This window comes from Pseudarthrobacter sp. NamE5, assembly GCF_005796225.1.
Lineage (GTDB): Bacteria > Actinomycetota > Actinomycetes > Actinomycetales > Micrococcaceae > Arthrobacter.
Map to the genome: position 1 here is coordinate 36244 of NZ_VAHO01000006.1, position 12238 is coordinate 48481.

Sequence of the window (12238 nt, forward strand, 5' to 3'; positions counted from 1 at the left end):
AATTTCACGTCCGACGGCGGCTGGGACCCGAGCGCGAAATCGCACCGATCTGCAGGTATACGATGACGCGCCGGGTAGGTGTTGAAGAAGAGTTCCTGATCGTGGACAGCGTCAGCGGCCTTCCCGTGGCGCTGGGCGGCGTGCTTGAGCGCCTCAGCGATTACCCTTGCCTGAGCAGCGAGATGAAGCAGGAGCAGATTGAGACCTGCACCCATCCCAGGATCAGTCTCCAGGAACTCGCCGGGGACATCACCGCAGGAAGGAAGAGCGCGGATGCTGCCGCGCGGCTGGCCGGAGCACGGTCCGCGGCACTCGCTGCCTCACCGCTCCCTGTTGATTCCACCGTGGCTCCCGGGGAACGCTGCGACCGCTTGATGCAAAGGTTCGGCCTCACCGCGGTGGAGCAACTGACCTGCGGCTGCCATGTGCACGTGGAGGTCGAATCGGACGAGGAGGGCGTGGCCGTCCTTGACCGTATCCGGAACTGGCTGCCCGTCCTGATGGCCATCAGCTCCAACTCGCCCTACTGGAACGGCGTGGACTCTGCCTACGCGAGCTACCGCTCACAGGCCTGGAACCGGTGGCCAACCACCGGGCCGGCGGGAATATACGGTTCGGCTGAGGCCTACCACCGCCAGATCCAGCAGATCCTCAACTCCGGGGTCCCGCTGGACAAAGCGAACCTGTACTTCGATTCCCGGCTCAGCCATCACCATCCCACTGTGGAGGTCCGGGTCGCTGACGTCTGCCTCTTTGCCGATGACACGGTACTCCTCGCAGCGTTGGTGCGGGGCCTGGTGGAAACCGCTGCGCGCCAGTGGCGCGCGGGTGTGCCCCCGGTTCCCCTGTCCGCGGTGCAACTGGGCCTTGCCTCCTGGCAGGCCAGCCGGTTCGGCCTGGAAGGCGATCTGCTGGATCCGGAAACGGGCACTCCGCGCGCCGCCGTCGAGGTAGTGACAGCACTGGTGGACCACATCCGGTCCGTGCTGGTAGACCAGGGCGAGCTGGCCACGGTGGAATTCCTGCTCTTCCAGGTCTTGTCCAGGGGGACCGGCGCGGCCCGGCAGCGGGAGGTCTACGTCCGCACCGGGAGCTTAGGCGAAACGGTGGCCGATGCCGTGCATGTGACCAACCTGCCGGTCACACCGCTGGCTGACTCCGCCGGTTCGCCGCTGGTGACCACCGGCCAGATCGCGACCGACCAGACGATCTGAAGAGCGGGACAGGGAGGGCACATGGACCAGAATGAAACGCCGGTGCTGGACGCACTGCCGCTCGGACTGGCCCGCGGCCTGCTGGGCAGCATCCCAGCATGCTCCGTCCGGCTTGCACGTCCTGGAGGCCGATGCAACCACCGGGTCCCGACGCGCAGCAGCCCACGTTGCAAAGACCCCAGCCGCAAAGGAACGAGGAAGTCACCATGTGCGGAATAGCAGGCGAAATCGCCTTCAACGGAAGAACAGCCTCCCGGGAGCCGGTGCTGAAAATGATGGGGGCCATGACGTCGCGCGGGCCGGACGGCCGGGGGACATGGGACGGCGGCTGGGTGGCGCTGGGGCACCAGCGGCTCAGCATCATCGACCTTTCCGAAGCCGGTACGCAGCCGATGCTGGATGACGGCAGCCTGGCCATCAGCTTCAACGGCTGCATCTACAACTACAAGGAACTGCGGCGCGAACTCGAGCCCGAGTTCAGCTTCCGGTCCACCAGCGACACCGAGGTGATCCTCAAGGCGTACCGGAAATGGGGAGACGACTTTGTCCACCACCTCGTGGGCATGTTCGCGATCGCCCTGTACGACGCCCGGCGGGGTGAAGTCCTGCTGGTCCGTGACCGGCTGGGCATCAAGCCGCTGTACATGGCTGAGCTCCAGGGAAGGCTGCGTTTTGCTTCGTCCCTGCCGGCTTTGGTGGCCTCGGGCGGCATCGACACCAGCCTCGACGAGGTGGCGCTGCACCATTACCTGAGCTGGCACTCGATCGTTCCGGCGCCCAGGACCATCCTTCGCGGGGTGCGGAAGCTCCCCGCCGCTACCATCCGCACCGTCCGCGCTGACGGGAGCTGGCACGACCGCGAATACTGGAAACCTACCTACACCCGCCGGGCCGAGCATGCCGGCTGGTCCGCCCGTGACTGGCAGGAAGCGGTGCGGGATTCGCTGCACACCGCAGTACGACGGCGGATGGTTGCCGATGTGCCGGTAGGCGTCCTTTTGTCCGGGGGACTGGATTCGAGCCTGCTGGTTGCCCTGCTCGCCGAGGAGGGCCAGCACGGGCTGTCCACCTTCAGCATCGGTTTCGACGGTGCCGGCGGCGATATCGGAAACGAGTTCGAGTACTCGGACCTGGTGGCCCGGGAGTTCGGCACGCGGCATGAGCGCCTGCACGTCAGTACGTCCGAGTTCGCGCCATCCATCGGGGACGCCGTGGACGCGATGTCCGAGCCGATGTCCAGCCATGACGTCACGGCATTCCACCTGCTCTCCAGGACCGTTACCCAGCATCTGAAGGTGGTCCAGTGCGGGCAGGGTGCGGACGAGGTCTTCGGCGGCTACGGCTACCACCAGCCGCTGGCATCGGTCGGCCGGCAGGACGCTTTGGCAGCTTTTTCCGCCTCCTTTGTTGACCATACCCATGAGGACCTGGTCGGTATTCTGGAGCCTGAATGGTTTACCGGGGCAGATGTCAGCCGCGAGGTCCTGGCCTCGAACCTGGCGGCCCCTGGTGCCGAAACGGCGCTGGATGCAGTGCTTCGGCTCGACACCCATCTGCTGATGGTGGACGACCCCGTGAAGCGGCTGGACAACATGTCCATGGCCTGGGGCATCGAGGCCCGTGTTCCCTTCCTGGACCACGAACTGGTGGAGCTTGCCGCAGCCTGCCCGCCGGAGTTCAAGGCCTCACAGGGCGGCAAGGCAATCCTGAAGGACCTGGGCCGCCAGATGTTGCCCGCCGCCGTCGTGGACCGGCCCAAGGGGTACTTCCCCGTCCCCACCCTCCGGCATCTTGAGGAACCGTTCACCTCCATGGTCCGTGACGCCCTCCACGCGCCCGAGGCCAAGCAGCGGGGACTCTTCCGGCCCGGGTACATCGACGGGCTGCTGTCAGACCCGAACACCCAGCGGACGCCCGTGAACAGCAATGTGCTGTGGCAGTTTGCCCTGCTGGAGATGTGGCTGCAGCGGCACGGGGTGGGCTGACCACCGGCGACAAAGCCACCGAGGTGGCCGGCCTGCTCCGGCAATAGACGTAACTGTCAGCGCCCTAGTGGGTGGCGCCGTCGTGCTGCGAAGGCGAACAGCGAGGTGGTGGCCACCGTGGCCAGGTACCCGGAGATAACGATCAGCGAGATCCCGGCCCAGAAATAGTGGGTGGTGCTGGCCTCCTGCCAGGGGCTCGGCGCAATCCGGATCAGCGAATACGCGGCCACGGCTGCCGAGGCTAGGCCGATGACCACCGGCAGCGTCAGCCAGATCCGGGCCGAGCCAATATGCCCGCCGAACCCGTCCCACGCATTCCAGGAGCCGCGCTTGATGATGAGCCAGCCCGCGGGAACCATGAACGCGCCCACCAGCAGGAACGCCGCCACAACGTCTGCCGGCCGGTGCCACTGGTTGATCAGCGTTGACACGCCGGACGCAATGGCGAACGTCCCACCCACAAAGCCGGCCATCGGGCGCCAGCGCGGCGAGGCCATCAGGAACACCGCGGCTGCGGCCGACGCCGCCAGCGTGGTGTGGCCGGACGGCAGGGAATTCATCTCCAGGGTTATCACGCCCTTGTCCGGGCGGGCGGGCAGCAGATCCTTGAGCACCTGGGTGGCAATGTTCGCGCCGATGCAGGCGGCCACTGCTATCCCGGCCTCCGCCCAGTGTTTCCGGATCACCGTGACAAACAGAACCACGACGGCGGCCATCACCAGCGAGATGGTGGGCAGCAGGTCCAGGAACTTGGTGCTCGCCTTGCCTGCAGGACCATGCAGTTCCACGGCTTCCACCAGCGCCGACTCGTCGATGAACTGGCCCGTGGTGGTCTGCACGAAGTAGTAATAGGTGGCGATCAACCCCGCCACGCAGGCCAGGGTGGCAAGCACGAAGAGGAAGCCTGAGCCCGGTGCGGGTCGGGCTGCCGTCCTGCCTGGTGCCTGCCGTTGAAAAGTCATCGGTTAAAGGGTGGCACAGAAAGCTGGAAGGCTGCTTCAAGCCGGGCCGCGGCGGCGGGGCGTCCGGGCCGCCGGTACAGTGAACCCATGCCCCCGGAAACCGCGCCGCCGCTGCTCCCTCCGCTGGACGAGCTTCTGGCGAATGCGCACGTGGTCAGCCTGCCCATGCGCGTGAGGTTCCGGGGCATCATGGAGCGTGAATCGCTGCTGTTGCGCGGCCCTGCCGGCTGGGGCGAGTTCTGTCCGTTCCCCGAGTACGGGGATGAGGAGGCCTCCAGCTGGCTCGCCTCCGCCGTCGAGGCCGCCTGGGCTGGCTTTCCTCCGCCGCTGCGGTCAGTAATTCCTGTCAACGCCACCGTCCCGGCCGTTCCCGCTGGCCGCGTGCCGGAGATCCTGGCCCGCTTCGGCCGGGTGGACGCCGTCAAGGTCAAGGTGGCCGAGCCGGGCCAGACGCTCGACGACGACGCCGCCCGCCTGGCCGCCGTCCGCTCCGCCCTCCCCGACGCAGCCCTCCGCGTTGACGCCAACGGAGGCTGGGACGTCCCCGCCGCAGTGGCGGCACTCACCCGGCTTTCCGCCGTCGGGCTCGAATACGCGGAGCAACCTGCTCCCACCATCGATGGGCTTGCCGAGGTGCGCTCGCAGCTTCGCGCCGCCGGCAGTCCGGTGCTGATCGCGGCGGACGAGAGCGTGCGCAAGGAAACTGATCCACTCCGGGTTGCCCGGGCGGGCGCTGCCGACCTGATCGTGGTCAAGGTGGCGCCGCTCGGGGGAGTGCGGCGCGCCCTGGACATCGTGGCCCAGGCCGGGCTGCCCGCCGTCGTCAGTTCCGCGCTGGACACCTCGGTCGGCATCCGCGCCGGGCTCGCGCTGGCAGCATCCCTGCCGGAACTTCCGTACGCATGCGGGCTGGGGACGGTGTCCCTGTTCGAGCAGGACGTCACCTTGGATCCCCTGGTGGCAGACGACGGCGCCATCCGCATGCGCGATGTGGCCGCCGATGCAGGGCTGCTGGAGCAGTATGCCGCTTCCCTGGAACGGCGGGAGTGGTGGCTGGCCCGGCTGCGACGCGTCCACGCGCTGCTGCCCCGCTGACACCCTCTCTCACTTGATGCGGGGTTTCCTGGGACGCTCTCTCACTCGATGCGGGGTTTTCCGGCACGCTCTCTCACTCGATGTCGGTTTCCCCCAGACCCTCTCGCACATAACTGCACGTCACGAGCGGTTAACCCGAACTTCACTTCATGGATGACTGCCCGTAGGAAGTGCTTGACAGGGTGTGTGAACCGCATCGATTTTCCCTGGAAGGCCCCCATGTCTGAAACGACTGCCCGCAAGTTCACTCTTTTGCCGATGCTCGGCCATACCAAGGGCAAGCGCAGTGCCGTCACCTGCGCCCTTAAATGCGACAACGCGTGCGCCGGCGACGTCTGCAACACCAGCTCGAACAGCTACTTCCGCGATATCGCCTCGGCCACCATGTCCCGCCGTGCCGCCCTGGGCTTCGGCACCGCCGGTGCCCTCGCCGTCGTCCTCGGTTCTGCAGTGACCTCCGCCGAACCCGCCTCCGCCACCGGGCTCTCCAAGGCAGCGAAGGAAGGCTTCGGCAAGTCCAAGCTCCAGTTCACGGCCATACCGTCCATTGACGCCATGGTGGACGCCGTCACCGTCCCGGAGGGCTTCACCTGGCAGCCGGTCATCCGCTGGGGTGACCCCATCTTCAACGGTGCCCCGGAGTTCGACCTGAACAACCAGACCGCTGCCGCCCAGGAAAAGCAGTTCGGCTACAACAACGACTACACGGACATCCTGGAACTCCCGGGCAGCAAGGGCCGCCGCGCCGTGTTGTTCTCCAACCACGAGTACACGAACGAGAACATCATGTTCCCTCCCACCATGCCGGCTGAGCAGATGCGTGCCGTGGGGGCAGCCGCACATGGCCTGTCGGTTGTGGAACTGGAGCGCAAGAACAAGAACAAGCCGTGGACCTACGTTAAGGGTGCGCCGCTGAACCGCCGCTTCCTGAACTCCACCGTGTACGAGCTGACGGGACCGGCCGCCGGTTCTTCCCTGGTGAAGACGGTTGAGGACAAGGACGGCCGCTTCATCAAGGGAACCCTGGGCAACTGCGCCGGCGGCACCACCCCGTGGGGCACTATCCTCTCGGGCGAGGAGAACTTCCAGGGCTACTTCGTGGGCAACGGCACCTCTGCCGGCGACAAGCGCTACGGCATCACGTCCAAGCCCACCGCCCGCCAGTGGGAACTGGACGAGGATCGCTGGGACACCCGCAACGCCGGCTACGAGAACGAGTCGAACCGCTTCGGGTGGATTGTGGAAGTCGACCCGTTCGACCCCGCGTCCACTCCAAAGAAGCACTCCATGCTCGGCCGCTTCAAGCACGAGGGCGCCAACGTCATCATCGCCAAGTCCGGTCACGTGGTGGCCTACTCGGGCGACGACGAGCGTTTCGACTACCTGTACAAGTTCGTCTCCAAGGACAAGTACCGCGAGGGCGACCGCAAGCACAACATGACACTGCTGTCCGCCGGCAGCCTCTACGTGGCCCGGTTCACCGGCAACTCCCCGGCCGCCGAGATTACCGGCACCGGCGCTGTTCCCTCCGACGGCGCCTTCGACGGCATCGGCGAGTGGCTGCCCCTGGTTGTGGACGGCAAGTCTGCCGTGCCGGGGATGTCCGTTGAGGAAGTACTCGTGTACACCCGCCTTGCCGCCGACAAGGTGGGCCCCACCAAGATGGACCGCTGCGAGGACGTGGAGCCCAGCCTGCACACGGGCAAGGTTTACGTAGCCTGCACCAACAACTCCAACCGCGGCACGGGTTCCAACGAGGGCGCCACCGAGGTCAACCCCCGCAACCAGAACCGCGACGGCCACATCGTGGAAATCACCGAAATTGGCGACCAGACCTCCACCTCCTTCACCTGGAACCTGCTGATGGTCTGCGGTGATCCGGCCCAGGGCGACGTGACCTACTTCTCCGGCTTCCCGGTGGACAAGGTCTCGCCCATCTCCTGCCCGGACAACTTGGCTTTCGACTCCGTGGGCAACCTGTGGATCTCAACGGACGGCGCCCCCTCCGGCATCGGCCGTGCCGACGGCCTGTTCAAGGTCACCCTGGAAGGCGCAGAACGCGGCAAGGTTGAGCAGTTCCTCGCCGTTCCGCGCGACGGCGAAACGTGCGGTCCGATCATCCACGATGAAGAGCGCACAGTGTTCGTCGCCGTACAGCACCCGGGCGAGGACGGCACGTTCGAAAACCAGGTCTCATTTTTCCCGGACTACGTTGCGGCAGGCACGACGCCGGCGGCAGGCCAGGCGCGCGCGCCCCGCCCGTCCGTGATCCAGGTGTTCCGCACCGACGGCTAAGCTGCCGACGCCCCCTGCGACGCTCTCTCAGTTGATGGGGGGGGTTGACCGGACGCTCTCTCACCTTCCGCTACTTTTGCGGCAGCGGTGAGAGAGCGTCCGCCGTTTTGTTGCATTAAGTGAGAGAGCGTCGGTTGTTTTGGCTCGGGAGGTGGTGCGGCGTCCGGGGGTGGCAGACTGGATTCGTGACCTCGTTGAACGAACCTGACGCCTCCCACACCGCCCCTGCAGATTCTTCCGGGACCGACGATCGGGGGACGGCACCTGAGCTGACTGCCCTGGCAGCGGCGCGGATCGCCGTCGGAGTCCTGCTCGACGGCGGCGTGCAGCACGTGGTGGTGTCGCCAGGTTCCCGTTCCGCTCCGATGGCCTACGCCCTGGCCGAGGCATCCACTGAAGGCAAGGTTGAGCTGCTGGTGCGGATTGACGAGCGCTCCGCCGGATTCACCGCACTGGGCCTCGCGCTGTCCACCGGTTCCCCCGCAGCGGTGCTCACGACGTCCGGGACTGCCGTCGGGAACCTGATGCCGGCCGTGATGGAGGCCAACCACGCCGCCGTCCCGCTCATCGTCCTGTCCGCAGACCGGCCCGACGAGCTCCGCGGAACCGGCGCCAACCAGACCACCATCCAGCCGGACCTCTTCGGTGAACAGGTGCGCTTCGCCGTCGACATTCCTGCCGGCAGCAACCCTGAACGTGCCGTGCAGACGGCGCTGTCGGCCGCGACCGGGGCGTTTACCGAGATTCCACCCGGCCCGGTCCAGCTCAACCTCGCCTTCCGCGATCCGCTGGTGCCCTCTCCAGGCGAGGAGCTCCCGACGGCGGCCGAGCGGCAGCGCTACCGCATCGGCACCGAGCCGCTCATCATGAACCTGCCGCCGGCACCGGCTGAGCTGCCGGAGCGGCGCACCGTGGTACTCGCCGGGCACGACGCCGGCCCTGTGGCCGAAGCCTTCGCCCGCGCCCATAACCTCCCGCTGCTCGCCGAACCGTCCTCCAATGCGCGCTTCGGGCCGAACGCGGTAGGTCCGTACCGGCTGCTGCTGGAGCACTTCGGCCCTGAATCCGAACAGCCCGTTGAACGCGTGGTGCTGTTCGGCAGACCCACCCTGTCCAGGCCGGTGGCAGCCCTGCTGGCGCGCGCCGAAGTCCCCTCCGCCCTGTACCAGCCTGTTCCGGTGGCTTGGTACGAGCCGGGGCGGCGCACCGAACTGCCACTGGAAAACCTCGCCGACCTCGCTGACTTCGCCGGCCGGGGGACACCCGATTGGCTGGATACCTGGCTGCTGGCAGGCAGTGCTGCCCAGCATGCCATGGACGGAATACTTTCGGCCGATGCAGCTGCGACCGGCCCCTCTGTTGCGTCACTGGTTTGGAAACATGCCCGCGGCCAGCTGCTGCTTGGTTCCTCCAACGGCATCCGTGACGTTGACCTGGCCGGCCTTCCTGCGCCCGATCCTGCCGCCACGGTCTATGCGAACCGCGGCCTGGCAGGAATTGACGGCACCATTTCCACCGCCACAGGCATCGCACTCGGTGGACGCCAAGAAACCACAGTCCTCCTGGGCGACGTCACGTTCCTGCACGACGCCGGCGGACTGCTCCTGGGCGCCGGAGAGGAGCAGCCGCAGCTGCGGATGGTGGTCCTCAACGATTCCGGAGGGGCCATTTTCGACCTGCTCGAGCACGGGGCGGTGCGCGAGGCCGGAACGTACGGGGACGCCGTCGAGCGCCTTTTCGGCACCCCGCACACTGTGGACATCGCGGCTCTCGCCGCAGCATACGGCGTCCGGCATTCGCTGGTCAGTACGACGGCGGGACTCGCCGAGGCGCTCGCCCAGCCGAACGAGGGCCGCAACATCGTGGAGGTCCGTACGGACAGGCGTTCGCTGCGGAGCCTTCACGCCCGGATCAAGGAAGCCGTGGCAGCGGCTGTCGCGGGAGTGCTGGCCAGGTAATCCGGTGGGGGACGGCAGCCGGATGGGCAGCGCAACCCTCGACGCGCAAATGCCCTGGCGCTACCGGTATTCCGGTAGCGCCAGGGCATTTGCGTGTCCCTGACGCATCTGTGCCCCGCCGGCGACCAAACGCGTCCGGGCGGCGCCTACTGCTCGATATCGATGTGCGTCGGATCCAGTACGCGGCGCAGGAACTCCTTGGTGCGCGGCTGCGAGGGGGAGCCAATGACCTCTTCGGCAGGGCCTTCCTCCACCACCACACCGCCGTCCATGAACACCACACGATCCGCCACTTCACGGGCGAAGCCCATCTCGTGCGTCACCACCAGCATGGTCATGCCCTCCTGGGCGAGGTGGCGCATGACGGAAAGGACATCGCCCACAGTTTCCGGGTCCAGGGCGGAAGTGGGCTCATCGAAGAGCATCAGCTCCGGATCCATGCTCAACGCACGGGCGATGGCCACGCGCTGCTGCTGGCCGCCGGAGAGCTGGTCCGGAAAACGGTCCGCGAGGTGTCCCAGCCCCACACGCTCCAGGTTGTGCATGGACACCTTGTCCGCCTCGGCCTGGGAGCGCTTGAGCACCTTGGTCTGGGCGATGGAGCAGTTGCGTTTGGCATCGAGGTGCGGGAACAGGTTGAACTGCTGGAACACCATGCCTACCTTGCGGCGCATCTTATCGATGTCCACGTCCGGGTCAGTGGCTTCGAAACCGCCCACGTGGATGCTGCCCTGGTTGGGCTGTTCCAGGAGGTTGACGCAGCGCAGGAGGGTGGACTTGCCGGAACCGGAGGGCCCGATCAGGCACACCACTTCGCCGGGCGCCACGTCCAGGCTGATGCCCTTCAGGACTTCGTTGGAGCCATAGGACTTGCGCAGGTCCTTTATGGCTACGCCCGCGGCGTGGATGGTGCTGGTGCTGCCGGAGGAATTTACGACGTCGTTCATGGTCTTCCCTGCCTATCGCTTGGTCCGCGCGGTGCGGCTTTCGAACTTCCTGGCCAGGAGGCTCAGCGGGATGGTGATCACCAGGTAGAAGGCGCCGGCCACCAGCAGCGGGGTCAGGCCCGCGCCCAGGCTGGAGATGCCGTCGCGGCCGAACTTGGTGAGTTCGTACTGGGAAGCGGTGAGGCCCAGGACGTAGATCAGCGAGGAGTCCTTGGTGAGCAGGATGACCTCGTTGGTCAGCGGTGGCAGGACAATCTTGAAAGCCTGCGGGATCACGATGGTGACCATGGCCCGCCACTGCGGCATGCCCAGGGAGCGGGCGGCTTCCAACTGGCCCTTGGGTACTGCCTGCAGGCCCGCGCGGAGGGTTTCGGCGATGTAGGCCGAGGCTACGATGCCGAGCGAAATCATCACGATTACGGTGATGTTCCACGAGACACCGAAGGCCAAGGGCACGCCGTAACCGAAGGCGATGAAGACCAGCAGTGCGGGAATGCCGCGGAAAAACTCGATGTAACCGGTGGCTATCCAGCGGTACAGCGGGAAGCTGGAGAGCTTCATCAGGGCCAGCAGCAGGCCGCCGGAAAGGCCGACGATGAAGCCGAGGAAGGTGTAGATCAGGGTGTTCACGAGGCCTGTGGCGAAAATGCCCGGGAACATGGGGCCGATCTTGGCGAAGTTGAAGACGCTGTTGCCGATGGCCTGCCAGTCGGTGGCCAGGATCAGCGCGGCGACGGCCACCACAAAGATTCCGGCCTGGACGTAGAGGCTTACTCTGGCTCGTTGACGTGCGGTCATTGCCATGGGGGTGCTCACATTCGTTATGCGTGGCAGAGGCCCCGAACGGACTGCGGTACAGCTCGTCCGGGGCCCCGGCTGGGTAGTTCTCAGGGCTGGGAGGTAACCAGGCGGGGGAGCCTCAGGCCTTCCCGGCAACTACTGGACGGTCTTGGCTACTTGGCGGTTTCGCCGAACCAGGTGGTCTTGAACTTCTCGAGGGAGCCGTCTTCCTGCAGCCGCTCGAGCGTGCCGTTGACCTTCTCCAGCATCGCGGTGTTGCCCTTCTTCACGGAAATGCCCAGCTGCTCGCCCGTGGCAAATTCCTCAACGCTCTTGAACTTGGGGTTGTCCTTGATGGCGTAGCCCAGGACCGACTGGTTGCCCAGGGCGGCATCGATGGTGCCGGCCTGCAGTGCCTGGACCAGGAGGCCGGTGTCCTCGAACTGCTGGGCGTCAAGGCCCTGCTCCTCGGCGTAGTCGGCGCCGGTGGTGGCCTGCTGGACTCCCACCTTCTTGCCCTTCGCGTCGTCGAGGCTGCTGATGCCGGAGTCCTCGCTGGCCACCAGGGCCAGGTCATCGTCCAGGTACGGGTTGGAGAAGTCCATGACGGATTTGCGGGTGTCCGTGATGGAGATGGAGGAGAGGCCCAGGTCGCACTGGGTAAGGGCGGTGCCGGTTTCGATGGCCTCGAAGGAGCTGTCCACGATGCTCAGTTCGGCGCCGAAGTCCTTGGCGAGCTCCTTGGCGATGTCCACGTCGAAGCCGACCGTCTGGCCGTCCTTCTCGAATTCGAACGGCTCGTAGGGGATGTCGGAGCACACCGTGAGCTTGCCGGCGTTGATGAGCTGGATGCCGCCTTCAGGCGCGGCCGGGGTGGAGCCCCCGCCGCCGCAGGCCGTGAGGGTGAGGGCGCCGACGGCGAAGAGTGCTGCTGCCTTGGCGGTCATTTTGGCCGTGGCCAGGGACTTGAGCTGCATTTTTCTTACCTTTTGTTGCAGGAGT

General features: G+C 66.3%; 9 protein-coding genes. 5 read left to right on the forward strand and 4 right to left on the reverse strand.

The window, feature by feature from the left end; translation table 11 throughout:
• Positions 1-62: 62 nt before the first annotated feature.
• Entirely contained in the window at positions 63-1214 is a 1152-nt protein-coding gene (locus FDW84_RS09225) for a glutamate--cysteine ligase (RefSeq protein ID WP_138608735.1), read from the forward strand.
• Positions 1215-1420: 206 nt separating this feature from the next.
• Positions 1421-3199: an N-acetylglutaminylglutamine amidotransferase gene (locus FDW84_RS09230; protein WP_138608737.1), complete on the forward strand. Its 1779-nt coding sequence runs from the start codon at positions 1421-1423 to the stop codon at positions 3197-3199.
• 56 nt (positions 3200-3255) lie between these two features.
• On the opposite strand, the gene FDW84_RS09235 is transcribed toward FDW84_RS09230, so the two are convergent.
• Positions 3256-4161, reverse strand: coding sequence for a phosphatase PAP2 family protein (locus FDW84_RS09235; RefSeq protein WP_138608740.1), 906 nt, complete (start codon positions 4159-4161; stop codon positions 3256-3258).
• A gap of 87 nt (positions 4162-4248) precedes the next feature.
• Between FDW84_RS09235 and FDW84_RS09240 the strand changes: the two genes are divergently transcribed.
• From FDW84_RS09240 to menD, 3 genes are all read left to right on the forward strand, one after another.
• Entirely contained in the window at positions 4249-5256 is a 1008-nt protein-coding gene (locus FDW84_RS09240) for an o-succinylbenzoate synthase (RefSeq protein ID WP_138608742.1), read from the forward strand.
• Positions 5257-5475: 219 nt separating this feature from the next.
• On the forward strand, positions 5476-7551 hold the full coding sequence (locus tag FDW84_RS09245) for a PhoX family protein (RefSeq protein ID WP_138608744.1): 2076 nt from the start codon (positions 5476-5478) through the stop codon (positions 7549-7551).
• 185 nt (positions 7552-7736) lie between these two features.
• Positions 7737-9509 carry a 2-succinyl-5-enolpyruvyl-6-hydroxy-3-cyclohexene-1-carboxylic-acid synthase gene (gene menD, locus FDW84_RS09250; protein ID WP_171046737.1) on the forward strand — a complete coding sequence of 591 codons (1773 nt, stop codon included), beginning with the start codon at positions 7737-7739 and terminating at the stop codon, positions 9507-9509.
• 146 nt (positions 9510-9655) lie between these two features.
• Here menD and FDW84_RS09255 read toward each other — a convergent pair whose 3' ends face one another.
• From FDW84_RS09255 to FDW84_RS09265, 3 genes are all read right to left on the reverse strand, one after another.
• Positions 9656-10456, reverse strand: a complete 801-nt coding sequence (locus FDW84_RS09255) for an amino acid ABC transporter ATP-binding protein (RefSeq protein ID WP_138608746.1) — start codon at positions 10454-10456, stop codon at positions 9656-9658.
• Positions 10457-10468: 12 nt separating this feature from the next.
• On the reverse strand, positions 10469-11260 hold the full coding sequence (locus FDW84_RS09260; RefSeq protein ID WP_138608748.1) for an amino acid ABC transporter permease: 792 nt from the start codon (positions 11258-11260) through the stop codon (positions 10469-10471).
• 149 nt (positions 11261-11409) lie between these two features.
• Positions 11410-12213, reverse strand: a complete 804-nt coding sequence (locus FDW84_RS09265; protein WP_138608750.1) for an ABC transporter substrate-binding protein — start codon at positions 12211-12213, stop codon at positions 11410-11412.
• Positions 12214-12238: the final 25 nt, after the last annotated feature.